At 55.2% G+C, this 24,784-nt stretch carries 21 protein-coding genes; 17 read left to right on the top strand and 4 right to left on the bottom strand.

Annotation, left to right across the window (positions count from 1 at the left end; genetic code table 11):
- Positions 1 to 39 precede the first annotated feature (39 nt).
- Positions 40 to 378, bottom strand: coding sequence for a cell division protein ZapA (locus TH25_RS11685; RefSeq protein ID WP_114088588.1), 339 nt, complete (start codon positions 376 to 378; stop codon positions 40 to 42).
- 4 nt (positions 379 to 382) lie between these two features.
- A complete protein-coding gene (locus TH25_RS11680) occupies positions 383 to 670 on the bottom strand; it encodes a DUF4164 family protein (RefSeq protein WP_114088587.1) in 288 nt (95 codons plus the stop codon).
- A gap of 239 nt (positions 671 to 909) precedes the next feature.
- Between TH25_RS11680 and tkt the strand changes: the two genes are divergently transcribed.
- The 12 genes from tkt (at position 910) to TH25_RS11620 (ending at position 13,822) form a co-directional block, all read left to right on the top strand.
- The gene (gene tkt / locus TH25_RS11675) at positions 910 to 2,919 is read left to right on the top strand and encodes a transketolase (protein ID WP_258549127.1); all 2,010 of its coding nucleotides are present in this window, start codon (positions 910 to 912) and stop codon (positions 2,917 to 2,919) included.
- A gap of 102 nt (positions 2,920 to 3,021) precedes the next feature.
- Positions 3,022 to 4,029 (top strand): type I glyceraldehyde-3-phosphate dehydrogenase, encoded by a 1,008-nt coding sequence (gene gap / locus TH25_RS11670; protein ID WP_114088585.1) that lies wholly within the window; start codon positions 3,022 to 3,024, stop codon positions 4,027 to 4,029.
- 122 nt (positions 4,030 to 4,151) lie between these two features.
- Positions 4,152 to 4,619: a hypothetical protein gene (locus TH25_RS11665; RefSeq protein ID WP_114088584.1), complete on the top strand. Its 468-nt coding sequence runs from the start codon at positions 4,152 to 4,154 to the stop codon at positions 4,617 to 4,619.
- A 60-nt stretch (positions 4,620 to 4,679) separates the two neighbouring features.
- Entirely contained in the window at positions 4,680 to 5,324 is a 645-nt protein-coding gene (gene thiE / locus TH25_RS11660; protein ID WP_114088583.1) for a thiamine phosphate synthase, read from the top strand.
- Positions 5,325 to 5,472: 148 nt separating this feature from the next.
- Positions 5,473 to 6,039 (top strand): elongation factor P, encoded by a 567-nt coding sequence (efp, locus tag TH25_RS11655; protein ID WP_114088582.1) that lies wholly within the window; start codon positions 5,473 to 5,475, stop codon positions 6,037 to 6,039.
- Between the two features lie 42 nt (positions 6,040 to 6,081).
- Positions 6,082 to 6,891, top strand: coding sequence for an inositol monophosphatase family protein (locus tag TH25_RS11650; protein WP_258549126.1), 810 nt, complete (start codon positions 6,082 to 6,084; stop codon positions 6,889 to 6,891).
- 241 nt (positions 6,892 to 7,132) lie between these two features.
- Entirely contained in the window at positions 7,133 to 8,659 is a 1,527-nt protein-coding gene (locus TH25_RS11645; protein WP_114088581.1) for an OmpA family protein, read from the top strand.
- A gap of 12 nt (positions 8,660 to 8,671) precedes the next feature.
- Positions 8,672 to 9,856 carry a flagellar motor protein MotA gene (locus TH25_RS11640; protein ID WP_073954005.1) on the top strand — a complete coding sequence of 395 codons (1,185 nt, stop codon included), beginning with the start codon at positions 8,672 to 8,674 and terminating at the stop codon, positions 9,854 to 9,856.
- 4 nt (positions 9,857 to 9,860) lie between these two features.
- Entirely contained in the window at positions 9,861 to 11,024 is a 1,164-nt protein-coding gene (locus TH25_RS11635; RefSeq protein WP_114088580.1) for a peptidoglycan -binding protein, read from the top strand.
- 244 nt (positions 11,025 to 11,268) lie between these two features.
- Positions 11,269 to 11,805: a DUF2628 domain-containing protein gene (locus TH25_RS11630; RefSeq protein WP_114088579.1), complete on the top strand. Its 537-nt coding sequence runs from the start codon at positions 11,269 to 11,271 to the stop codon at positions 11,803 to 11,805.
- A gap of 144 nt (positions 11,806 to 11,949) precedes the next feature.
- Positions 11,950 to 12,525, top strand: coding sequence for a hypothetical protein (locus TH25_RS11625; protein WP_073954001.1), 576 nt, complete (start codon positions 11,950 to 11,952; stop codon positions 12,523 to 12,525).
- 112 nt (positions 12,526 to 12,637) lie between these two features.
- The gene (locus TH25_RS11620) at positions 12,638 to 13,822 is read left to right on the top strand and encodes a benzoate/H(+) symporter BenE family transporter (RefSeq protein WP_114088578.1); all 1,185 of its coding nucleotides are present in this window, start codon (positions 12,638 to 12,640) and stop codon (positions 13,820 to 13,822) included.
- A 21-nt stretch (positions 13,823 to 13,843) separates the two neighbouring features.
- Here the strand turns inward: TH25_RS11620 and TH25_RS11615 are convergent, their stop codons facing one another.
- Positions 13,844 to 14,383: an Lrp/AsnC family transcriptional regulator gene (locus TH25_RS11615; RefSeq protein WP_258549125.1), complete on the bottom strand. Its 540-nt coding sequence runs from the start codon at positions 14,381 to 14,383 to the stop codon at positions 13,844 to 13,846.
- Positions 14,384 to 14,867: 484 nt separating this feature from the next.
- On the opposite strand from TH25_RS11615, the gene TH25_RS11610 reads away from it, so the two are divergent.
- The 4 genes from TH25_RS11610 to TH25_RS24910 all read left to right on the top strand — a co-directional run bounded on the left by TH25_RS11610 (position 14,868) and on the right by TH25_RS24910 (position 20,224).
- On the top strand, positions 14,868 to 16,454 hold the full coding sequence (locus TH25_RS11610) for a tyrosinase family protein (protein WP_114088577.1): 1,587 nt from the start codon (positions 14,868 to 14,870) through the stop codon (positions 16,452 to 16,454).
- A gap of 26 nt (positions 16,455 to 16,480) precedes the next feature.
- Positions 16,481 to 18,226, top strand: a complete 1,746-nt coding sequence (locus TH25_RS11605; protein ID WP_114088576.1) for a hypothetical protein — start codon at positions 16,481 to 16,483, stop codon at positions 18,224 to 18,226.
- A gap of 67 nt (positions 18,227 to 18,293) precedes the next feature.
- A complete protein-coding gene (locus tag TH25_RS11600; RefSeq protein WP_114088575.1) occupies positions 18,294 to 19,898 on the top strand; it encodes a hypothetical protein in 1,605 nt (534 codons plus the stop codon).
- A 152-nt stretch (positions 19,899 to 20,050) separates the two neighbouring features.
- Complete coding sequence (locus TH25_RS24910; RefSeq protein WP_181847571.1) at positions 20,051 to 20,224, top strand: hypothetical protein; 174 nt, start codon at positions 20,051 to 20,053, stop codon at positions 20,222 to 20,224.
- A gap of 231 nt (positions 20,225 to 20,455) precedes the next feature.
- Here the strand turns inward: TH25_RS24910 and TH25_RS11595 are convergent, their stop codons facing one another.
- A complete protein-coding gene (locus TH25_RS11595; protein ID WP_114088574.1) occupies positions 20,456 to 20,887 on the bottom strand; it encodes a VOC family protein in 432 nt (143 codons plus the stop codon).
- Between the two features lie 356 nt (positions 20,888 to 21,243).
- On the opposite strand from TH25_RS11595, the gene TH25_RS11590 reads away from it, so the two are divergent.
- The gene (locus TH25_RS11590) at positions 21,244 to 24,726 is read left to right on the top strand and encodes an indolepyruvate ferredoxin oxidoreductase family protein (RefSeq protein ID WP_114088573.1); all 3,483 of its coding nucleotides are present in this window, start codon (positions 21,244 to 21,246) and stop codon (positions 24,724 to 24,726) included.
- Positions 24,727 to 24,784: the final 58 nt, after the last annotated feature.

Here is a 24,784-nt window from a genome sequence, read left to right as displayed (position 1 = left end):
GCCCCGCAGGGCGCATCGCGGGCGGCATCCGATGCCAACTTAGTCAGCCGAGAGCCTTTGTGCAATAGCCTCGATACGGCCAGCCAGATTTTCCATGCTTTGCGCCATCTGATCGGCCTCGTCCGGCCCAACCGCCCCTTCGGGCAAAGACACCCGGGAGGCCGATGCCAGCTTGTCGTGCATGTCGCTTAATTCATCGGCGATCAGAAGGCTGGTCATGACCAAAAGGCGCTGTTCGCCAATCTGGCCGACCATATGGGCGATTTCACCCACCCGCTCGTCAACATAGGCCGCAAGCTGACCCAGGCGCTCTTCCTGACCATCCTCGCAGGCAACATCATAACTGCGACCATTAATACGGACTGATACCTGTGCCATGAAATTATGCCTGCTTCTGTTCTGTTTCGTCATTCAGGACCAGCCGCAGCTGACCCACCGCACCATCCAGACGGCGCGACACGGTTTCGGTCGTTTGCGCCAGCGCGTCATAGTCGCGTTTCAAGGCATCCAACTGGGCGCGCATTTCTTCGGACCGGGCCTGCGCAGCCGCATGTTCGCTGGCACCAGACTGAAGCGCTGCTTCCGAGCGGGCCAAGCGCGACTCCACGGCTGCCTCCAACGCAGCAAGGGCATTTTCAAGACGTTCACCAGCATTTTGCAGACGTGACATATCGTCCTTCCTGATCCTTCATCATCAATTGACAGGATAGGTTGTGGCAAAGTGGGGCGTCAACTGTTCCGCGATACCGCTTGACCAAAACCGATCCTGATCTATTTCTAGCATGTAAGGGTTAACCACAATCTAAGCAATCGAGACCGTTTTTCGACAGAATTGGTTGACGTATCCCGACAGCGGGGGCATGTTCCGCCCGACTTCTTTGCTTTTTAAGCCATAGTAATCAACGCCAGATAGCGAACCCCCAGGAAGCGCATTCAATGACGAAACCCGTAGAACATAGCCGCATGGCAAATGCCATCCGCTTTCTTGCCGCCGACGCCGTGGAAAAAGCCAAATCCGGCCATCCGGGCATGCCGATGGGCATGGCCGACGTCGCGACGGTTCTGTTTACCAAGTTTCTGAAATTCGATCCGAAACATCCTCACTGGCCCGACCGCGACCGTTTCATTCTGTCTGCCGGTCACGGATCCATGCTGCTTTATTCGCTGCTTTATCTGAACGGTTACGAAGATTTCGATCTCGACCAGATCAAAAATTTCCGCCAGCTTGGCGCGCGTACCGCCGGCCACCCGGAATTCGGTCATGGGGCCGGTATTGAAACCACCACCGGCCCGCTGGGCCAGGGCATTGCCACCTCGGTCGGTTTCGCCCTTGGCGAACGCATCATGAATGCCGCCTTTAACGATGATCTGGTGGACCACTACACCTATGTCGTTGCCGGTGACGGCTGCCTGATGGAAGGCATCTCGCAAGAAGCCATTTCGATGGCAGGCCACATGCAGCTTTCCAAGCTGATCGTCCTGTTTGACGATAACGGCATTTCGATCGATGGTCCGACCACCCTTTCGACCTCGGAAGATCATAAAAAACGCTTTGAAGCAGCGGGCTGGGACGTTCAGCAGATTGACGGCCATGACCCCGAAGCCATCGAGGCCGCCATTGCCAAGGCAAAAACCACCGGCACCCCGTCGATGATCGCGTGCAAAACCGTGATCGGTTTTGGCGCACCGACCAAGGGCGGCACCTCGGCAACGCACGGCGCCCCGCTGGGGGCGGATGAACTGGCCGCTGCCCGCGAAAAGCTTAACTGGTCCTATGGCCCGTTTGAAGTGCCGCAGGATGTGCTGGACGCATGGCGTGCCACCGGTGCCCGTGGCGCGGATGACTTTGCCGCCTGGAGCCAGCGTTTTGACGCCCAGAATGCCGATATTCGCGCCGAATTTGAACGCCGCGTCGAAGGCAAGCTGCCGGAAAACTGGGTCGATGCCTTTAATGCGTACAAAAAGCAGATCACCGAAGAACAGCCGAAGATCGCGACCCGTAAATCGTCGCAGAACGTTCTGGAAGTTCTGACCCAGGCGATCCCGGAAATGATTGGCGGTTCGGCCGACCTGACCGGCTCCAACAATACCAAAACCGCCGTTCAGGAACCGATCTCGGTCCAGAGCGGTTATGATGGCCGCTACATCTATTACGGTATTCGCGAACACGGCATGGCGGCAGCCATGAACGGCCTGGCCCTGCATGGTGGCGTTCTGCCCTATGGCGGAACCTTCCTGGTGTTTACCGATTATTGCCGCCCGGCCATTCGCCTGTCCGCGCTGATGAACCAGCGTGTGGTTTATGTCATGACCCACGATTCCATCGGTCTTGGCGAAGACGGCCCGACCCACCAGCCGGTCGAGCATGTGGCTTCCCTGCGCGCCATGCCGAACGTGCTGATGATCCGCCCGGCTGATGCGGTTGAAACCGCCGAAGCCTGGGCAATGGCGATTACCCATGACAGCGGCCCGACCGTTCTGGCGCTCAGCCGTCAGAATTTGCCGGTGTTGCGCACCGAATATCGCGACGACAACCTTGTCGCCCGTGGCGGTTACATCATTTCCGAGGCCGAAGGCGAAACCCAGGTAACGCTGATCGCAACCGGTTCGGAAGTTGAAATTGCTGTCGATGCCCAGGCAAAACTGAAGGCCGAAGGCATTGCCGCAGCGGTTGTTTCCCTGCCCTGCTGGGAACTGTTTGACGCCCAGTCGCCGGAATATCGCAAAAGCGTTCTGGGTACCGCCCCGCGCATCGCGATCGAAGCCCTCTCGGTCTTTGGCTGGGAAAAATATGTTGGCGACAATGGCAAGGTCATTGGCCTGCATGGCTTTGGCGCATCGGCTCCGGCACCGGAACTGTATGAACATTTCGGCATCACGGCGGATGCTCTGGTCAAAACGGCCAAGGAACTGGTTTAATTTTTGGGCCGGATCGGTAAAATGCCGGTCCGGCCTTTTTGATTGTCCCTTTCGTTGGGTTCGGACCATCCGGTCACAATCAGTATGTATCTGGAGGAATTAATGGCTATTCGTGTTGCGATTAATGGTTTTGGCCGTATTGGCCGTCTGGTTCTGCGCTCCATTATCGAAAGTGGCCGCACCGACGTGGAAGTCGTTGCCATCAACGACCTGGGCGATGTCAAAACCAATGCCCACCTGCTGAAATACGATTCCGTTCATGGCACCCTTGCCAATGACGTCAAAGCCGAAGGCAATGATCTGGTTGTCGATGGCAAGGCCATCAAGGTTTGTTCCGAACGCGACCCGGCGAACCTGCCGTGGGGCGAGCTGAAGGTTGATGTTGCCTTTGAATGCACCGGTATTTTCCTTGATGAAGCAGGCGCAGGCAAACACCTGACGGCAGGTGCCAAACGCGTTCTGATCTCGGCCCCGGCAAAGGGCGACATCAAAACCGTTGTCTATGGTGTGAACAGCGACAGCCTGACTGCCGATGACGTGATCGTTTCCAACGCGTCGTGCACCACCAACTGCCTGGCACCGGTGGCCGATGTTCTGAACAAAACCGTTGGCATCACCAAGGGCTTCATGACCACCGTTCACGCCTTCACCGGCGACCAGAACACAGTGGACAGCCTGCACAAGGATCTGCGTCGTGCCCGTGCGGCATCGCTTTCCATGATCCCGACCTCCACCGGGGCGGCCAAGGCTGTTGGCCTGGTCCTGCCGGAACTCAAGGGCAAGCTTGATGGCACCGCCGTTCGCGTCCCGACCCCGAATGTTTCGATGGTTGACCTGACCTTTGTTGCCGGTCGTGACACCAGCGTTGACGAAATCAACGCCGCGATCAAGGAAGCCGCCGAAGGCCGCCTGAAGGGTGTTCTGGGTGTGAACGAAGCCCCGCTGGTTTCGATTGACTTCAACCACAACCCGAACAGCTCGACCTTTGATGCCACCCAGACCCAGGTGATGGACGGCAACTTCGTTCGTATCCTGTCCTGGTATGACAATGAATGGGGTTTCTCGAACCGTATGTCGGACACCGCCGTTGCGATGGCGAAGTTCCTTTAATCCGGTGTGATACCTGATTTTCTGCCTGATTTTCAGGGGCGGCCTTCGGGTCGCCCTTTTTATTTGCACCTGCCTGCTATATTACGGGCGAATCCTTTTTCCCAAACCGTGCATCATCTGGCATGACACCACATCCACCCCATATCCGCAGTCACAGTTTCAAAGGTGCCGCCATCGCCTGCAAGGTTATGGGGGAACATGCCTTTTTTCTGCATGGTCCTGTTAATGCCGGGCAGGTCATGGGCGCACAATGGTTTGCCGATATGCTGACAGAATTGCGGGCTGATTATCCTGATGCCCGCATCTTAGGGGTGCTGGATTGCCGAAACCATACCGGGCAGGCCTTGATGGCACTGGAATGTGGCATTGACCATGTACTGGTTGGTACCGTTCCAATAGCGGCATTTAGCGCCCTGCAAAGCATCGCCTCGCAAAATGGTTGCCACATCTGGCGTGACATTGGCCCCTCGCCCGATACGGAATCATCGGCTGAGATGCTGCCTGCCGCTTCCCTGTTTGATATGAAGGACCATTACCTGCCCGCTTCCGAATGTAAAAAGCGGCTATTGGCCCATCTGGCACAGCAATGATTGCCAATCGGGCCCTTGCAGGTTAAACAGGGCACAGCATTTCCATCAGGACAGATCACTGTGAATAGCGACGCGCAAACCGGCCTTTACCTGCTAACCCCTGCCAAAATCGATCTTGAGACATTCCCGGCATTGCTGGCGGATGTTCTCGATACCGGGGCGGTGGACTGTGTGCAGCTTCGCCTGAAAGACATTGACGATAACGGCGTTGTTGCGGCGGTCAAAAAGCTGCTGCCGATTTGCAGTGAACGCGATATTCCCCTGATTTTAAACGACCGCCCGGACCTTGCGCATAAAACCGGCTGTGATGGCGTGCATATCGGCGAAGACGACGGCAGCTATGACGAAGCCCGCAAAATCATGGGCGAAGAACATATTGTTGGCGTTTCATGTTATGATTCCCGCCACCGGGCAATGGAACTGGGCGAAAAAGGGGCCGATTACGTGGCCTTTGGCGCATTTTTCCCCACCAAAACCAAAGACCCGCGCACCTGGGTGGAACCGGAAATCATTGAGATCTGGACAACCTTTACCACCGTTCCCTGTGTTGCCATTGGCGGCATCAATGCCGATAATCTGGCCCCGCTGGTTCAGGCCGGTGCCGATTTTGTCGCAATCAGCGGGGCGGTCTGGGACCATCCTGACGGGCCTGTAGCCGGGGCAAAGGCCATTCGTGCTGCCATAGCGGCTGCCAGCGCGGAATAACGCCCTTTTGCGGCAGCCATGCACACACACAAAGGGCGACATGCGTTTGTGACCCATCAATAGGCTTGCGGCGAACCCCGCAAACTGATAGGTAGACGCCACTTTTTTCCACATTGTGAATCTGTGATCTGAAAGAACGGTTGGTGCCATGAAAATCAACGGCAACGAAATCCGTCCGGGTAACATTATTGAACATAATGGCAGCCTGTGGCGCGCAGTAAAATGTAACGCAGTAAAGCCGGGTAAAGGCGGTGCGTTCAACCAGGTTGAACTCAAAGACATCCGCAACGGCACCAAGCTGAACGAACGTTTCCGTGCCTCGGAAACGGTGGAGCGTGTACGCCTCGACCAGCATGAATATACCTATCTGTTCGCCGAAGACGACATGGTGACGCTGATGGACAGCGAAACCTTCGAGCAGATCACAGTCAACAAGGACCTTATCGGGGAACCGGCTGTCTTTTTGCAGGATGGCATGGTTGTGACCGTTGAATCCTTTGAAGGCGAAGCCCTTAGCGTCAGCCTGCCGGAACATGCCGTGTTCCAGATCGTCGAAGCCGACGCGGTTGTGAAGGGTCAGACCCAGTCTTCTTCCTACAAACCGGCCGTTCTTGAAAACGGCGTTCGCATTCTGGTGCCGCCGCATATCGAATCCGGTACGCGCATTGTCGTGAATACCAGCGAAAGCACCTATGTCGAGCGCGCCAAAGACTAACGCCGCATTCCTTTTTACTTCTTAAATACCGGGAGATGAGCCGTGCGTGGCGCCGCCCGTCGTTCAGCCAATATCAATGTCATGTTCAAGGCCGTCGAAAAGGCGGCCTATGGACTTAAGCGCGACTTCGGTGAAGTCGAAAACCTTCAGGTTTCCATGAAAGGTCCGGGGGATTTCGTTTCTGCCGCCGATCATCGTGCCGAAAAACGCCTGCGTGAAGAACTTGAGCGGGCCCGTCCCGGTTATGGTTTCATTCTCGAAGAAGGCGGTGAAATCAAGGGGAGCGATCCGGAACACCGCTGGATCATCGACCCGCTTGATGGCACCACCAACTTCCTGCACGGTATTCCGCATTTCGCCATTTCGGTTGCCCTGCAAAAGGGCGACGAAATCATTGCCGGCATCATCTATGACGTTGCCAAGGATGAATTCTTCTGGGCCGAAAAGGGTGTTGGGGCGTATCTTGACAACCGCCGCCTGCGGGTTTCGGGCCGTCGCCGTTTGAACGAATGCGTTCTGGCCTGTGGCGTCCCGCATATCGGGCGCGGCGACCATGCCGCCTTTGAAAAACAGCTTCATGCCGTTATGGACCGGTGCTCGGGCGTGCGCCGTTTTGGTGCCGCATCGCTTGACCTGGCCTATGTCGCGGCGGGCCGTTACGACGGATACTGGGAAACCCACCTCAATGCGTGGGATATTGCCGCAGGCCTGATCCTGATTTCCGAGGCCGGTGGCTATGTTCGCGACATCAATGGCGGGACCAATATGCTTGGTACCGGCAGCGTCGTTGCCGCGAACGACTATATCCAGCCGGTTTTGGCAAAAACCCTGAAAAAGGCGACCTCGGCCTAAGCCGTAACCCCTTTGAACACCATCGCGAAAAGGCATTCACAGATTATTGTGGATGCCTTTTTTGTGTTCAGGTCAAACCGGTTGTCGGCAACACTGTGGTAAGTTATGGTGCGATGGGACCGTCGGGGAAGAAAAAACCGCGGCGGAACAGGGGTGGCACGGGCCGTGCCGTAAGATCGTCACAAAAAGCATATTCAATGTGTGCGGTCGCGAAACAGGATAACAAGGGGCCTGCGAATAGATGACGGGGAATACGAAGATTTCGGCGATTGCCATTGCGGCGGCGCTCGGAACATTGATGGCGACCAGCCAGGGCGCGACTGCCGCGTCATTTTCCCCGGTGATGCCGGGTAACAATGTACAGGTAGACCTTGGCGTTCTTGACCGGCTTGATACCCGGGATGCCCCGGCTACCGGCTTCCTTTCGTCACAAAACAATACCCAGCGCATCGAGATTGACCGCCAGCTTGTCATCTATCCCCGCACCGCGCCCAAGTCACGTTTTCTGGCACCGCAGCTTTTGCTGACGCCGCCGTCTGATCCGTCGCGAATCGATACATCTGGCAGCGACAGCTATACCTCCTCCGGCGCGGATTTTGGCACCGTGGTTATTGACGGGGCCGGTATCGTGCCCTCCGAAAATGCAACGCCACAGCGTGCGCCCTTCCACCTGAACCCGCCACAAAACCAGGAACGCATCCACCTGCGCCCGCCGGCTTCCTATCCGGCCCGGCCTGCGGTGGAACGCCTGGAAACACCCCCGGCGTCACAACCATTTTTCAGTCGCGGCAATCTCGGGGGCAGCCTGAACAGGCAGGACCTTGACGATGACGGCGCCCCGCAGATCATTCATCTGGTTGCGCCCAAGGCGCATAATGTTGATGGCCTGCCCCGCAATCGCCCGGCACAGGCAACCCCGGCAGCCACCGCAACACAAGGCAACGTAACAGCGGCGCAAAACCGGCAGGCGGCCCCCCAACAAGCTGCAACAACAGCACCGGCCAAGGGCGGCCCCCTGCTTGCTGAAAACGACGTGAAACCATCCGTTCCGGCGCCCCCGAAAGTGGCCAAACCCGACAGCAAAACGCCAAACGAAACGCCAAAAAACAAAATACCGGCACCCGAGGTAAAAAAAGCCCCGCTGCCCAAAGCCGACAAACCGGCACCGGCCCAGCCAGCACCGGACAAGGCCACAGCGCCCCAGCCGCTGACAAAGGATAATGCGGTTAAACCGGCACCTGCCCCGGCACCGGATACCACCACACCGCCGCAAAAAATGCCGGATCAGCAATCGGGCACTCTGCCCAAGCCGCCGGCATCTAAAAAAGCGGCCCACAATAACGACCCTGCCCCCGAGCCCCGGGTAAAACCGCAGATACCGGCGCGCGAAACCGCATCGGTCCCAACGGCGGACCCGGCATCAGCCCCGGCAAAAAAATCCGGCCCTGCACCGGCAGGCGGTGATTACAGCCTGCCTTTTGCCGCTGATAGCTTCGAGCTGGACGCAAGTGCAAAAAAAAGCCTTGATAAGGTGATAGGCAACCTTGCCCAAAATGGCGATTTGCGTGTTCAGCTGCAGGCTTATGCCGCCGGTGAATCGCAAAATGCCAGCAAGGCGCGCCGTCTTTCGCTTTCGCGTGCCTTGCAGGTTCGCTCCTATCTGATCGATGGCGGCGTTCGCTCCACCCGGATCGATGTCCGCGCGCTGGGTGCCAATGTCCCCTCTGGCCCGGCCGATCGCGTCGATATTAAAACCGTTCAACGCTAGGATTTATCTGTCATGAGCAACAATGCGTCCAACGGCGCGGCAAATACTCCGGCAATCACCAAACCGGGCGCCTATCTGACCCGGATGGGTATTTTTACCGCCGTTATCGTCGCCATCGCAGCCCTGTTATATCCGACCCTGTCAGAAGCCTTTCTGGCAAGTGCCGTGTTGAACGGCCTGATCATCGGCGTGTTCATCATCGGGGTGGTTTATACCTTTCGCATGGCGTTTAGCCTGAACCCCGAAGTTTCCTGGATCGAGGATTTCCGCCGTAACCGCCCGGGGTTAAGTTCGCAGGATACGCCAAAGCTTTTGGCCCCGATGGCACGCATGATGCAGGAACAGCGCCGCGACCGGCCGCAGCTTTCCACCCTTGCGACCAGCACCATCCTTGATTCCATCCGTTCCCGCCTGGATGAAAGCCGCGAACTTTCGCGCTATCTGGTCAGTCTTCTGGTGTTTTTGGGCCTGTTGGGGACCTTTTGGGGCCTGCTGCAAACCGTGAATTCGGTCGCCGATGTGATTGGCAATGTCAATGTTGGTGGCGGCAGCAATATGGAATTGTGGTTCGGCCAGCTTAAGGAAGGTTTGGCAAAGCCGCTGAATGGCATGGGCACGGCCTTTTCATCCTCGCTGTTTGGTCTGGCAGGATCGCTGGCCCTTGGTCTTCTTGATATGCAGGCAGGCCAGGCACAAAACCGATTTTTCAATGAACTTGAAGAATGGATGTCGAGCTTCACCCGCGTGTCCTCTGGCGGGCCGCTTTCGGATGGTGAACAGTCGGTTCCGGCCTATCTTTCGGCCCTGATCGAACAGATGGCCGACAATATGGAAGGGTTGCAAAACTCGATCCAGCGTTCTGAATCCTCGCAGATCAAGTCGCACAATACCCTGATCGACCTTGCCGACAAACTTTCGACCCTGACCGACCAGATGAAGGCCGAACAGCAATTGATGGTCAAACTGGCGGAAAGTCAGATGCACCTGAAACCGGTGCTTGATCAGCTTTCCGATTCCATGCGGGGCGGCAGCTTTGGCATTGATGATAATACTAGGGCGCATATCCGCTCGCTTGATAACCAGTTGGGCCGGGTTGCCGACGAACTTTCGATGGGTCGCCAGCAGCAGACCCAGGAAATCCGCAGTGAAATAAAACTTCTGGCCCGTACCATCGCCGCGATTGCCGAGGAGGGTTAACCTCATGTCAGGCTTGTCTCGCCGCCGCAATCGCGATGTCAATACGTGGCCGGGTTTTGTCGATGCGCTCGCCACCCTGCTGATGGTGATCATCTTTTTGCTGATGATCTTTGTTGTCGCCCAGGTTTATCTTGGCGCGGCCCTGTCGGGCCGTGACAAGGCGCTTAGCGATCTGACATCCCAGGTCAATGAACTGACCAACCTTTTGGCCCTGGAACGCAATAATAACCAGGAAATGCAGCTTGAACTGACCCAGCTCACGACCGAGCTTTCAACCACCAGCGATGATCGCGATGCGTTGAAAAACCGTGTCTCATCGCTGGCAGAAAAGCTCTCCTCGGCCCAGGCTTCCGCCGAGGAACAGGAGAAAAAGCTTCTCGCCGCCCTCGCCGCCCTGGAAGACAAAAAATCCGAACTGGCCAAGGTGCAGGAAACCGCGGATGCGAAGGAACAAAGCCAGGAAGAGCGCATCGAACAGCTTTCAAAGCTGCTGGCCCAGCGGGCCAGCGAGCTTGATGACCAAAAAGACATCAGTGAATCGGCCCGCGCCCAGGTGGAAGCCTTAAACCAGCAGCTTGTTGCCATTCGCCAGCAACTGGCAAAACTGCAAGATGCCCTGGAAATCTCCGAGTCCAAAAACAAGGATCAGGCCGCACAGATCGTCAATCTCGGCCAGCGCCTGAATGCGGCGCTCGCCTCCAAGGTGGCGGAACTGCAACGCTATCGCTCGGAATTCTTTGGCCGTTTGCGCCAGGTCCTGGGCGACCGGCAGAATATTCGTGTCGTGGGCGACCGTTTTGTCTTCCAGTCCGAGGTTCTGTTTGCCTCCGGTTCGGCCGATATTGGTGACGAAGGCAAGGTGCAACTTACCAAGCTGGCGGATACGCTTAAGCAGATCGCCAAGGAAATTCCCAGTGACATTGACTGGGTGATGCGGGTTGATGGCCATACCGACAAGGTGCCCATTCGCAATAACGAGTTCAAATCGAACTGGGAATTGTCCGCCGCACGTGCCATTTCGGTGGTCAAATTCCTGATCGAACAGGGTGTGCCGCCCAACCGGCTGGTCGCCGCCGGATTTGGCGAATATCAGCCGCTCGATAACCGGGATGATGAAATCGCCTATCGCCGAAACCGGCGCATCGAATTCAAGATCACCGAACGATAACGTGAAAAGAGCTCCTTCGGGGGCTCTTTTTTTTTCGCATCCTCCAAAGTCGCCCGTCACGTTTTCAGCGCTCCGGACACAACCTGGAGATAAATCCGCCAAATTCCTGCCACCTTTGATCGGTAATTGAAAAACAGTCCAAAAATAAAACAACTATGGGCCAAATCATTGAAGCATAAGCCGAAAAAGGCAGCTTCACACGAACGAGCAAAAGCAAGCAAACGAGCAGAAGGGGATTTTCCCAATGACTGAAAACGCGACAACCGTAAATACGGGGAAAGATTACAGCCCGTCCTGGCAGCGACGGTTTGAAATGCTGGACTATCTGGAGGCCGACAAGCTTTCCTATGATGCCATGCGGAAAACCGACAAATACAAGGCCCTGAGCTTTGGTGAAAAATTCCGTGTATCGCGGAACTTTCTGGCGCTCTTTTTTGGCAGCATTTATTATTTTTGCAAGGGGATGTGGGCCAAGGGCCTTTTCATCATCGCGGTATCAAGCATTTACAGCATGCTTTTGATGACGATTGAGGCAGCAGCCGGACGCCTGTTTATACCGTCTATTGCTTATTGGCTGCCACCGGGAATTTTCACATTCCTGCTGGCAAACTACGATTACTACCGCAAGGAAAAACTTGGCGAGAAAATCTGGTCCGTCATCCCGGCGGTTTTCGGCGAGATCAAAGTCATCTTGCCGATTGCCGTTATTGCCTTTGCCGCAAACATCTATTTTGCCTATCAAATCACGATGATGCTGCCCGATCCCTATTTGGGTTACTAAACCAGCACGATCATTCAACAGCGCATAACCTTCCGGGTTGTGCGCTGTTTTTGCGAAATATTGGAACTTTAAGGCACCTGTTTCGTTAGATGTTATTCAACCCAAAGGGGTAAAATAACAGCGAAACCAAAGCAGGAGCGGTCGATGTCTGACGAACAGGAAAAAAACAGCCGCCAGATCATCGGTGTTTTTGACAATGCCGATCATATGCACAATACCGTTTTGGCCCTGCAAGAAGCCGGCTTCCGTCAGGATGACATGAGCCTGATCGCCAATGAGCATACGATCAACGAAAAACTCGGGCAGTTTTACCAAAAAACAGACGACCTTGAAAAAGACCCCTCGACACCCAAAATCGCCTATACATCGCCCGACCCCACCGGCGATGCACAAGGCGCGCTGATTGGCACCCCGATGTATGTGGCCGCTTTTACCGCTGCGGGCGTCATGATTGCCGCTGGCGGACCAATGGCTGCCACAATCGCCGCCATCGTGGGCGCAAGTGGTGCCGGTGCCGCCCTTGGCGGTGTGATGACAAAGCTGTTTGGCACGCAAAATTCAGACAAAATCCAGCAAAAACTGGAAACCGGTGGTCTGTTGCTGGTGGTGCGCTGCGACACTGACACGACCGAGGAAAAAGCCCGCGAAATTCTGTCACAACAGAATAACGCCGACATTTTTTCCTATGACCCTGCCAACATACGCTTGGCGTCGTCCTGAAAAGAACCCGCCACAATTGTAAAATACAAGACGGCCTGAAAACAGTTTTCTGGATTGAAAACAGAATATTGGCTAACGTCTCGCGGTTATTCCCATCTGCCGGAGCAGAGCGATGCTGCGAGACATGTCCGCCCAAACCTTTTTTATGGGGTTCCTTGCCGCCTTTGTCGGCACGGCCAGTGCCTTTGCCGTCGTTCTCCAGGGCCTTGCTGCCGTAGGGGCCACCCCGTTCGAGGCGGCATCGGGCCTGATGGCGGTATCGGTGGCAATGGGCCTGTGTTCCATTATTCTGTCCCTTAAAACCCGGATGCCCATCAGTATTGCCTGGTCCACACCCGGAGCAGCCCTGCTTGCAACATCCGGGACCATCGAGGGCGGCTTTCCGGTGGCGGTTGGCGCATTTGTCATTTGTGGCATCCTGATTTTCATCTGTGGTATCTGGAAACCGCTTGGCAAAGTGGTTGCCGCCATTCCCGGCCCGCTTGCCAATGCCATGCTGGCGGGGGTGTTGCTGGGTCTTTGCCTGGCCCCGATCAAGGCAATTGCCTTTAATCCGCTATTGGGTCTGCCAATTTTCATTACATGGCTGGTTGTGGGGCGATTTAACCGCATCCTGGCTGTTCCAGCAGCCCTTGGCGCGTTTGTTCTGGTCCTGGTCTTTGGCGTCACGTTTCCAGAGGGTGCCGTAACCAACCTCAATCTGTCGCTTGCACCACCGGTCGAATTTGTCATGCCGGAATTCACCCTGGCCGGACTGATGGGTATTGGTTTACCGCTGTTTATAGTGACAATGGCCTCGCAAAATATTCCCGGGACGGCTGTTTTGCGCGCCCATGATTATAACACCCCACCCGGCCCGCTTTTTGCCGCAACCGGCATTTTCTCGCTGCTTTCCGCCCCCTTTGGCGGCCATGCGGTGAATTTGGCCGCAATCACCGCCGCCATGTGTGCCGGCGAGGATGCCCATCCCGACCCGAAAAAACGCTATTGGGCCGCCATTTTTGCCGGGATGTTTTATGTTCTGTTTGGCCTGTTGGCCGGGGTGATCACGGCCCTTGTCAGCCTGGCCCCTTCCATCCTGATCGAGGCGGTAGCAGGCCTTGCCCTGATCGGGGCCTTTTCCGGCTCCGCCCTGGCCGCCTTTCGCGATGACAACAACCGCGAAGCCGCTGCCGTCACGTTTCTGGTCACGGCATCGGGTCTGACATTTTACGGCATATCGGGCGCGTTTTGGGGGCTTCTTGCCGGTGTTCTGATCTATACCCTCACCCATCTTAAACAGCGTAAAGCAGGGTAAGATGCTCAGGATCAGGACCTGTTAATTATCGATCAGTGGCAATTCCCAATTTTGACGGATCGAACGCACAACCAGTTTCGAGGAATAATTCTGAATCGGAATGTCCTGATAGGTTTCAAGAAAATGGTAAATGTAATCGGTATATTCGTTTGCATCCCGGAACTTGGCGATGATCAGGAAGTCGAATTCGGCTGACATGAGATAACAATGCTGAACCTCGGGCCGCGTTTCGAGAATGCGCTGCATCCGCCGGTCGATATCGGGGGAATCTTTTTCCAGCTTGACCATAAAAACTGCCGTTACCTGGAACCCCAATTTTTTCTCGTCAAGCAGCGCGCGCCGCGCCTTGATCACCCCGTCCGTCTCAAGACGCTTGATCCGCCGATAGCAACTGGTGGAGGAAAGTCCTACGCTCTCGCTGAGGGCATCCAGATTCATCGAGCAATCTTCCTGAAGCTTCGCCAGGATCTTCAAATCAAGTGCGTCTGCCATAAAACTTTCACCTTCCCCCTTCAGGCGCAATAAATCGGTCACGAAATCCCGGATAATGCAAAATTTCATGCACGCTTCCCTAGCGGGACCACACTACCGCACAGAATCGAATGATCAACAAAATTCGTCGCGCCAAACGCCTGAATTGAAAAAACGACCGCATCTGCGAAATCTGAATAAAGTTTCAGCAATACAGTTACTTGATCCGATATTCCAATTTCGATTCGGAATTTGCGATTTGCAACGCAGCACCCTGCCCGGGCGCTGCTGGAATATCCTTATCCCCTGGCAATAAATCATCATTCGTCCGGCCAAATTGCAAAAATGCAGGCGCAGGTTTCTGAAGATTGCAAAATCTATCCAAAATGATCGGTTAAAATGTTTTCCACCGGGGATTGATAACTCTCGCGCAGGTCGCGTTGCGGAATTTGGGGGGAAACCAGTGATTATTGCCAAGCCAACATGGGAGGACGACGTCAGGGCTCTGTTTGAAACCCCTTACTGGGTATCATCAGGCGAACAGGCGAAAATCATACGCCAATGGATTGGCTCCATGACAGCATACCTGGTCAAACTTGATAACGTATCTTCCGTTCGGGAATGGTCTGTCACCATCTATCATCATCTGACAGCGCGGACCATGCTGCTGACAACAGACGAGCAGCAACTTTGGCCCCTGGAGGCGCTTGAGACCTTCAGGCTGTGGGTCAATCAGGGCTGGCGCATTGACCGTAATTCATCGTTTGACAGGGCCAACCGCCTTTCACCGCCCAAACTGCCCGACCCTGTTTTACGAATTCGCCCCGACATTCGCGCGCTTTCCGAAGCGGAACTTAACATGTATCGCGCCCGTCTCGACGATGTGATGCAAACCGGCCATCTCGATACCGTGACGCCCTGGCAGAAATATTCAAATATTCACACCAACTGGTGCTTCAGTCACCAGGAGGCATCTGTTCTGTGGCACCGCGCCTATCTGTTGTATCTTGAGGAACTGATCGATCATCCTATTCCCTATTGGGACTGGATGGCAGAAAATGCCGACACGGATGGCAATCCCGAAGCGGGCCTGCCACAGGCCTTTATTGACGAAACCTATATTCACCCGGGAACCGGCGAAAAACGCCTTAATCCGCTTCGTTACGCTGCCGCCACGGCTGACAATGCCAAACCCTGTGTTTCCGGACAAACAGACACGCCTGATTGCCGCTATGTTCAGCGTAATCCGCTGTTTTACACGGTCGGCCCTGATCATCGCGCCGAACGTTCCGCGCTCTATGCAACGACCCGCATTTTTCAGCAGAAGATCATCGACGCGCTGAAACTTGATACCTTCAGCATCCCACAAAACACTCTCGAATATCCCTGGGTCAATATCCCGGCTGTCGATCCGCTCTTCTGCTCGTTTCATGCCAATCTTGATCGTATGCTTGAAGTCTGGATGAGAGCGCATCCTGCCGTCAAGTTTACCACCCAGACCCTGTTGCAACCTTTCCTGGGTGCCGGCGCCAAAAGCATCCATTTCACCACTTCCGCACACTGGCGTTACACCTCGATCGGGGAAATGGCCCAGGACAGCCGCCGCATTGGCTATGACTACGGCAAGCCGGTTGCAAGGCAGTTCAAGGGAGCCAATAACCATAAACCGTTTGCAGCAAAATCGGCCCCCCTCCCGTCAACCGATCTGTCTGGCCTTCGACATCTTCATTTGCGAACAACCGACATGGCAGAAGGGCCCTGGGTTGTTTTTGATGACGTTGGCCGTTCGCATGACCATTACCACATCGATGTTTTTATCAATCAGCCCGATGCCCGCCCAAGCGATGCCAATAGCTGCAACATGCATTATGTCGGTCGTTTGAAGCGGACCGGCACCGGACCTGTCGATGACAAAAAACAGTATCTGCCAACCGGTGTCTCTCACCGGCTGGACGCAACAAATGTCATCCGCGCGCTCAATCTTGCGCTCACAGACAGCCCGACGGTCTCAATTCTTGTCACCGAGATCGATAGTGGCCGCCTTTTGTCTGTCGAGGAATATGCCACGCGACCCGGCTTCGTCCCGCAACTGATCTGGGACGAACCACCGCAACCGATGACAGAAAATATGGCGCATCCCCTTAGCTGCTCTATGCACTAACGTTTAACCTCTCCTGGAGATCAGAAATGAGCACGCCTTTTACCAAATTCACCTCGCCCGCCCATCAGGCGCCAAAAGATTATAAAAAGCTCGGGATGGAAAACGAACTTCCGCAGTTCGAAAACGACTGGAATGCTTATGTTGCCGGGTGGACGGAATCCTCGATCATCGGCAATCCCTGGACGGACCTGAACGATGCCCCGCGTTCGGAATATTATAACCCTCTGGTCGAGGGATTTGGCGAGGCAGGAGATGCCGTTATCACATGGACGCCTTTTCCCAACCGTTTGATCACCTTTTTTAATTCGCCAGATGCCGCAAACAACCCGCAACTGGGCGGCAAGCCGCTCACCATGAATGACGTCATGAGTCTTGCGGATACGGGAAAAATCTCGGTCGATGGCAAGGACCTTTACCTCTATGATCCAAGCGGCACCCAAACGATCCTGCAAATTCCGGTAACGCTGTGCCCGCAGATTGACTGGGAAGGCAAATATCAGGATTTCTCGCCCTCCGGTCCCCGCGGCTGGCTTGACGAATATTGTGAATGGTCGATTACCTACGATGGGTCCGGGGCCATGCGCAGCGTCATGTTTACCTGCGAAAACCCGGCTTACTATCTGGCAATGTGGCGTATTGATCCTAAGGCCGTTCTCGGCCTTTATCAAACCTATATTGATCCGGCCGTGAAGCTGGAGGATCTTTATCTGCGCTATACTGCCGACGTCCCCACCGGAAAAAAAGGGGATCCGGTGATGGATCCGACCACCGGTCGTCCGGCCTATGATGTGACCAATAAATGGAATAATGGCACCGTTCGTGTTCCGGGCCAGTCTGGCGGGGCCATGCACCTGACCTCTGGTCCAAACACGCTTAGCGCGGAAGTTTATCTTGCTGCCGCCGCAACCATTCAGCGGCCGGATGCCAGTAGCCGCAACGCGCAAAGCCTCATTTGTTGTGCAAAATATGGCCAGAATTTCCGAAATTCCGACCCGCATATCGGTTTTGTCGCCAACCGGACCGCGGGTGATTCACTGATCTCGCTGACGGATCCGGTCGGGCTTTATATCCAGCAACCCCAGAACTTTGCCAACTGGAAAGGACCAAACGGAGAAGATGTCAGCCAGTATTGGCACATCACGCGCGGAACCGCAGGAACCGGCCCCAATGGGTCAGACCAGATTCTGCATGCCATTTTCGAGATTCCCGAAAGTGCCGGTTTCACAATCAACGATGTCACCATAAACGACGAGAAAATCGCCCATGTCGGTGACATCGCCAATCAGATGCACATTGCATTGTCGGTAACAGAAATGGCACCAAGCCCGGAACACCCGCTTCAGGCCCCGATGAAATGCGTCACCAGCAAAACCAGCGGCATTCAACCCTGGCCCGTTCAGTTTATCCCGCAGGAACTGTTTTATGGCCTGTCCCCAACCGATCTTCCCGCACTTCTGAAGCCAGGCACAACGCACAGCTTCACCCTGATCGTGCAGGGGGCGGATGTAAACACAACACCGGAAACAGCACGAATAGAGTTCTCGGTTGAAGGAATCACAGCCAAAGTGACCGAATTTCTACCCGAGGCAACACCCATCCCCGGGAAAACCGACGGGGGCGGCACACAAGGCTTCCAGGTTGACGTTTCGGTCGCCCCGTCGGTTCCGGCCGGACCGGTACAGATGCGCGTCCTGAACCCGGCAGAACCGGCCAACCCCAGCGATCAAGAACATCCCTGGGAAAGCGGCCTTGCCATCGTCGCCAACAGCTAAATATGGAAACGGTATCCGAGGGAGGGGGACTCCCCGGATACCTTCAAGACACAGGGGAGTCCATACCATGTTAAAGCACCGTATCGGCATCACCGTCTTGCTTGCCGGCACGCTGGTCCTGATTGTCTATGCCCTTTTATGGGTCATTGACGTTCCGCGAAGCAACGCGCAGGAGATGCCGGCAACCGAAATTGCCCAGTCAAACGACACCTGCTTGAACAGTTTGAGCTTCGATCCCACCAGCGGCGGGTTTCTGACCAGTGATACCCTGATGCTGCCGACCCAGGAAGGCAATAACTGCTATGCCTGGCAAATGTTCATTGCAATGAACTGGCCAACCGACCCGGGATGGCCTGCCACCCCCGATCTTGCCGGGGAGCCGGACAGAAACATCGATGTATCGGCATGGGGGGTGCCACAGGATGCCACCAAACCGATGGCCACTGTACCTGTTTGGGGCAGCTACAAGGCAGCCCAGGCGATCTTTTTGCCAAATGCGGCAAAGCCGACCGGTTGGGGCGTTGACCTGCCTGCCCCGTCTGGCTGCCAAAGTAATGCAAAACTGTCAGGCTATGCGACGGGCAGCACAAAATATCTGACCGCAGTCTCAAAGAGTGCGATCAACCCGGCACATCGTTTCCATTTGTCAACCGGAACACTCGATACGCAATCCAACGAAATCATGGAGGCGACGGGCGGATGGCTTACTGATCAGGATGGCAATCTGGTTTTCTTTGAACGCCGGGTTGGCAAGGCCGAATTTGATTATATTGTCTCAAACTCACTTTATGATGCGGCAGATCAGCTCCGCGTTGCCACAAATGCCGATCAAAAAAACCCGGCCGGGCTTTCTCTGCCAGTCGGAGGATACCTGCGGCGACCCCCATCAGAACCCCAAAATCAGGCAGAACTGGGCGCGTTCGAGCTTAAGGCCGCCTGGCGCATCCTGACCAAACATCCAGAGCAATATCAGCGCTATCTGACGACGGTTGCCTGGTTAAAACGCCCGGATACCGGGGAGTGCACCCAGGAGGTTATCGGTCTGGTTGGCCTTCACATCATTCACAAGACCGATACGTTCCCGGATTTCATCTGGGCGACTTTCGAGCAGGTTGACAATGTACCCGATGATCAGGCTGCCAAGCCGCCATATGGCTATTCTTTCAACAACCCTGATTGCACGGGAAACGACTGCACGCCGAACCAGCCGCGGATCGACTGTAACAAAGACACAGGTTGCAAAGATCTGTTTCCCCGCAATCAGCCGGTACAGGTGACGCGGGTACAACAAACCACGTCCGCACTTACCAGCCTCAATACTGACATCCAGAACAAAATTTCCCGGGAAACCGGCGGAAAATCCGTTTTTCAGTATTACAAACTGGTGAACGTCCTTTGGGATGGCAGCCCCAATGGTGCACCAGACCCCGAACCTGGCGCCAATGCGAAGGTCCCGCTCCGCTACGGCACCTTTGAATCGCAAGACAGCCTGAAGGTCGCCAATACCACGATGGAAACCTACATCCAAAATCAGTCCTGCAACTTCTGTCATATGAATGCGACCATCGCGGGCAGCACAACCCTTGCCTCGGATTTTTCATTTCTCTTTCAGGATGCCGGGTCGGCAAAGAACCCGTCACTCGTCAAAGTCGTCCGGGACGTTAAGCCATGAAACTCTTGCCATCATCGCAAGCCTCGCGGCTTTGCCTTTCAAAGGGTGCGATGATCAAGCCCCGTGTCCTGAATGATCCGCTCGAACGAAAAAACAGGTTTCACGAGAATCACAGAATATTGTGATGTCGATAATATTCACGGAGATCCGTTATGGCCGTAAATCACAGAAAACTTGAACATTCCATCAATGCACTTGCCAAAGAGCTGAGCCGGGCCGAAAACACATCAGCGCAATACAGGGAGGCCGCACTTTATATTGCAGCGGCAAAAGATGCCCTATACACGCTTCAAAATGCTCCCCAGCCGGAATTCACCCGTGAATAACGGCATCCCTGGAAACATTGAAGCCCATAACTGAACCTTGCCCCCCCCTGCGACAAACCCCCTGCGCAACAACCGCGATAACAATTGTTGCGCAGGGGACCAGGTCATCAATCGGCCCTGGAAACTGAAAAGATAAAGAAAAAACACTGGCAAAACATTGGCACATTCCCGGTTGGTTGGAACAGGAAGCCCGGCAAAGGCCTGAAATCCCCAAAGCAACCGTTGCCCGTTTTAATTTTGCGGCGGAATGATCATGTGCCCGTCTTTTGTGATGGTCCAGAACGGATTATAGGCCACCTCCCAAGGGTGGCCGTCCGGGTCCAGAAAATAGCCGGAATAACCGCCCCAATTGACCTTTTGCGGCGGTTTTTGAATATGTGCCCCGGCCTTTTGCGCCGTGGCAAAAATATCGTCTACTTCGGCTTCACTTCGTGCATTATAGGCCATCGCCATACCGGAATATGTCGCCCCGTCATCCCTGAAATGGCCGTCCTTTGCCATTTCCGACCGAAGGTAAAGCCCGAAAATCAGACCATTCATCTGATAAAACGCCACGTCATCGGTGGTAAAAACCGGCTTCCAGCCCAGTCCGGTTTCATAAAATGCGCGCGCCCTTGCCATATCGGCCACGGCAAGGGTCATCAGGCTTAGTCGCTGCTCCATCGTCTTTCTCCAACCAGCAAACACCCGTCCCGTAACATTTTATCAGCCCCTTGCGGCCCTTACGAGAACAGACTCGTTGCCACGCAGCATTTCGCATTGCACACCATACGCAATATAATTGCGCGCAAATCGGTACCGGAATAAGCAAATAACAAGTTGACGTTACGTCAACCCGTGCAATCGGGCGTTTTGATGAATGCACTGCGACAGTGATTGAAAAAAGGTCAGCATTCATTACCATTATAGTCAAAATAACGGGCATTTCGCAGTACCGCCTTACGACCCATATTAAACAATAAAAATGCGAAAACCCGCGAGGCTTCCCCGCAAGAGACAAGACCAGAGAGGTCATCAGCATGGCTAAGTTGGCAGCAGTTACCCTGGACGACAAATATACCCTGGAAGAAGGCCGCATTTACCTGACGGGCATTCAGGCCCTTGTTCGCCTGCCTTTGATGCAGCGCCAGATGGATGCGCGCGCGGGCCTGAACACGGCAGGCTGCATATCGGGCTATCGCGGATCGCCGCTGGGCGGGCTTGACCAGCAATTATGGCGAGCCAAAAAATTCCTGACCAAACAGCAGATCGAATTTCAGGCCGGCGTAAATGAAGACCTTGCCGCCACTGTGGTTTGGGGAAGCCAGCAGGTCAATATGTATCCGGATGCCAAATATGATGGCGTTTTTGGCATGTGGTATGGCAAAGGCCCGGGGGTGGACCGCTCTGGCGATGTTTTCAAACATGCCAACTATGCGGGCACATCGCGCAATGGCGGTGTGCTTGTTCTGGCCGGGGACGACCATTCGTGCAAATCATCCACCCTGCCCCATCAAACCGAATATGCCTTTATCGATGCCCAGATCCCGGTTTTAAACCCGTCCGGCGTGCAGGATATTATTGATTTTGGCCTGCATGGCTGGGCCATGAGCCGCTATTCCGGCTGCTGGGTGGCGATGAAAACCATTGCCGAAACAGTCGAAAGTTCTGCCGCTGTTGACGTGGCACCCAACCGGGTCAGCCCGGTCATGCCCGATTTTGCCATGCCCGAAGGGGGTGTTCACATCCGTTGGCCCGACACGCCAAAGGAGCAGGAACACCGCCTGATGAAATACAAGCTTTACGCCGCCCTGGCCTATGCGCGTGCCAACAGGCTGAACCGCATCGTGATCGACAGCCCGACCCCGCGCCTGGGCATCATCACCACCGGCAAGGCATATCTGGATGTCATGCAGGCCTTTGATGACCTTGGCATTTCCGAACAGGATGCCGCCGATATTGGCATTCGCGTGCTGAAGGTCGGCATGAGCTGGCCGCTGAACCGCGATGATGTGCGCGAATTTGCCAAGGGGCTGGAAGAAATCATCGTTGTTGAGGAAAAACGCGCGGTGATGGAAAACCAGGTCAAGGAACAGCTTTATAACTGGCGCGAAGATGTCCGCCCCACCGTCATTGGCAAGTTTGATGAAAAGGGCGAATGGATTTTGCCCTCGATGGATGAACTGACCCCGGCCCGTATTGCCCAGGTCCTGGCGGCACGCATCAACCGTTTCTTTGACAGCCAGAAAATCCACGACCGCATTGAATGGCTGGCGCAAAAGGAAAAGGAAATTGCCGAACCGCGCCCGGATGTGGCCCGCATTCCCTGGTTCTGCCCCGGTTGCCCGCATAACAGTTCCACCAAGGTGCCCGAAGGCAGCCGCGCCATGGCCGGGATTGGCTGCCATTACATGGTCAACTGGATGGACCGTTCCACCGAAACCTTCACCCATATGGGCGGCGAAGGTGTGACCTGGATTGGTCAGGCCCCCTTTACCACCACCAAGCACGTTTTCCAGAATTTGGGCGATGGAACTTATTACCATTCCGGCTCGCTCGCGATCCGCGCGGCCATCGCATCAGGGGTGAATATCACCTATAAAATCCTGTTTAACGATGCCGTTGCCATGACGGGCGGCCAACCGGTTGATGGCCCCTTAAGCGTGCCGCAAATTACCCGCCAGATGGCCGACGAGGGTGTAACCCGGATTATCGTTTTGTCAGACGAACCGGATAAATACCCGATTGATGCCCATTTTGCCCCCAATGTCGATATTCGCCACCGCGACACCCTGGACGAAACGCAAAAGGAATTGCGCGAAGTTCCCGGTACCTCGATCCTGATTTTTGACCAGACCTGTGCGGCGGAAAAACGCCGCCGCCGCAAACGCAAATTGATGGTCGATCCGCCCAAACGGGTTTTCATCAATGATCTGGTTTGCGAGGGCTGTGGCGATTGTGGTGAAAAATCCAACTGCCTTGCCGTTGTACCGGTCGAAACCGAATTTGGCCGCAAACGCGCCATTGACCAGTCGGCCTGCAACAAAGATTTTTCCTGCCTGAACGGGTTCTGCCCCAGCTTTGTCACCATCGAAGGCGGCGCCCTGCGCAAGCCCGAAGCCGCCGCCAAAGGGGATAATCACGGCGATGCCGTTTTCGCATCCCTGCCCAAACCAGCCCTGCCCGCACTCACTGAACCTTGGTCGGTTCTTGTGACCGGTGTGGGCGGTACCGGCGTTGTTACCATTGGCGCGCTTTTGGGCATGGCCGCCCATATTGAGGGCAAAGGCATTGTCGGGCTGGATATGGCGGGCCTGGCGCAAAAAGGCGGGGCTGTTGTCAGCCATATCCGCTTTGCCGACCGTCAGGAAAAACTGCATGCCGCACGCATTCCGGCGGGTGAAGCCAATGTGGTGCTGGGCTGTGACCTGCTGGTCGCTGCCAGCTTCGAGGGGCTGGCGAAAATGCGCCGCAACTTCACCCAGGCGGTGATCAATACCCACGAAACCATCACCGGCGCCTTTACCCGCAACCCGGATTTCGAGCTTAAAAGCAACGAGCATAAAAAGGCCATTCTGGATGCCTGTGGCGATGATGCCGTCAATTTTGTGGAAGGCAGCGATGTCGCCACCCGCCTGATGGGGGATTCCATTGCCACCAACCTGTTTATGCTGGGTGTGGCGTGGCAACGCGGCCTGATTCCGATTACCGAAGAAGCCCTGATGCAGGCCATCGAGCTTAATGGTGTAGCGATTGACATGAACAAGCAGTCCTTTTATTGGGGCCGCCTGTTTGCCCATGACCCGCAAAAGGTGATTGATGTGGTCGGCCCGGATGAAAAACAGGCCCATCCGATTGCCACAACCCTTGATGACATGGTGGCAAAACGCAAAAAATTCCTCACCGGCTATCAAAACGCCGCCTATGCCCGCCGGTATGAATCCCTGGTGACAAAGGTGGCCCAGGCCGAAAAGAGACTGGGTGACGGGCAGGATCACCTCGCCAGGACTGTGGCAAAATATTACTTCAAGCTGCTGGCCTATAAGGATGAATACGAGGTCGCCCGGCTTTATACCGACCCGGCCTTTACCGCCAAGCTGCGCAAAAACTTCACCGGGAATTACAAGGTCAAATTCCACCTCGCCCCGCCTGCCCTTGCCAGTAAGGATGCGGAAACCGGCAATCTGAAAAAGCAGGTATATGGTCCCTGGATGATGTCGGCCTTTGCTGTACTGGCAAAATTCAAGTTCCTGCGCGGCACGGCACTTGACCCGTTTGGCAAAACCCATGAGCGCAAAACCGAACGCGCCCTGATCACGCACTATGAAGAGCTGGTTGATGAAGTGCTGGCGGGACTGAACCCCGACAATATCCGCATTGCCGGGGCGCTTCTGGCCCTGCCGGAGCAAATTCGCGGTTACGGCCATATCAAGGATGCCAATATCGCCAAGGTCAAACAGCGCGAAGAGGAACTGCGCAACCAGTTCCATAATCCGCCGGAACACCTGCAAGCAGCCGAGTAAAACCCGACCTGATCACGACAAACGCCGCAGCATCCCTTTTGCTGCGGCGTTTTTTTGC

Origin of the sequence: Thalassospira profundimaris (assembly GCF_003326755.1) — a bacterium.
Classification (GTDB): domain Bacteria; phylum Pseudomonadota; class Alphaproteobacteria; order Rhodospirillales; family Thalassospiraceae; genus Thalassospira; species Thalassospira profundimaris_B.
The sequence above is the reverse complement of the archived record's forward strand: the minus strand, read 5'-3'. Positions and strand labels throughout refer to the sequence as shown.

What these genes read in the sequence shown, in the direction of transcription:
- TH25_RS11685 (WP_114088588.1), bottom strand. Translation starts at nt 378, where the DNA reads ATGGCACAGGTATCAGTCCGTATTAATGGTCGCAGTTATGATGTTGCC.
- TH25_RS11680 (WP_114088587.1), bottom strand. Translation starts at nt 670, where the DNA reads ATGTCACGTCTGCAAAATGCTGGTGAACGTCTTGAAAATGCCCTTGCT.
- gap (WP_114088585.1), top strand. Translation starts at nt 3,022, where the DNA reads ATGGCTATTCGTGTTGCGATTAATGGTTTTGGCCGTATTGGCCGTCTG.
- TH25_RS11665 (WP_114088584.1), top strand. Translation starts at nt 4,152, where the DNA reads ATGACACCACATCCACCCCATATCCGCAGTCACAGTTTCAAAGGTGCC.
- efp (WP_114088582.1), top strand. Translation starts at nt 5,473, where the DNA reads ATGAAAATCAACGGCAACGAAATCCGTCCGGGTAACATTATTGAACAT.
- TH25_RS11645 (WP_114088581.1), top strand. Translation starts at nt 7,133, where the DNA reads ATGACGGGGAATACGAAGATTTCGGCGATTGCCATTGCGGCGGCGCTC.
- TH25_RS11640 (WP_073954005.1), top strand. Translation starts at nt 8,672, where the DNA reads ATGAGCAACAATGCGTCCAACGGCGCGGCAAATACTCCGGCAATCACC.
- TH25_RS11635 (WP_114088580.1), top strand. Translation starts at nt 9,861, where the DNA reads ATGTCAGGCTTGTCTCGCCGCCGCAATCGCGATGTCAATACGTGGCCG.
- TH25_RS11630 (WP_114088579.1), top strand. Translation starts at nt 11,269, where the DNA reads ATGACTGAAAACGCGACAACCGTAAATACGGGGAAAGATTACAGCCCG.
- TH25_RS11625 (WP_073954001.1), top strand. Translation starts at nt 11,950, where the DNA reads ATGTCTGACGAACAGGAAAAAAACAGCCGCCAGATCATCGGTGTTTTT.
- TH25_RS11620 (WP_114088578.1), top strand. Translation starts at nt 12,638, where the DNA reads ATGCTGCGAGACATGTCCGCCCAAACCTTTTTTATGGGGTTCCTTGCC.
- TH25_RS11615 (WP_258549125.1), bottom strand. Translation starts at nt 14,383, where the DNA reads ATGAAATTTTGCATTATCCGGGATTTCGTGACCGATTTATTGCGCCTG.
- TH25_RS11610 (WP_114088577.1), top strand. Translation starts at nt 14,868, where the DNA reads ATGACAGCATACCTGGTCAAACTTGATAACGTATCTTCCGTTCGGGAA.
- TH25_RS11605 (WP_114088576.1), top strand. Translation starts at nt 16,481, where the DNA reads ATGAGCACGCCTTTTACCAAATTCACCTCGCCCGCCCATCAGGCGCCA.
- TH25_RS11600 (WP_114088575.1), top strand. Translation starts at nt 18,294, where the DNA reads ATGTTAAAGCACCGTATCGGCATCACCGTCTTGCTTGCCGGCACGCTG.
- TH25_RS24910 (WP_181847571.1), top strand. Translation starts at nt 20,051, where the DNA reads ATGGCCGTAAATCACAGAAAACTTGAACATTCCATCAATGCACTTGCC.
- TH25_RS11595 (WP_114088574.1), bottom strand. Translation starts at nt 20,887, where the DNA reads ATGGAGCAGCGACTAAGCCTGATGACCCTTGCCGTGGCCGATATGGCA.
- TH25_RS11590 (WP_114088573.1), top strand. Translation starts at nt 21,244, where the DNA reads ATGGCTAAGTTGGCAGCAGTTACCCTGGACGACAAATATACCCTGGAA.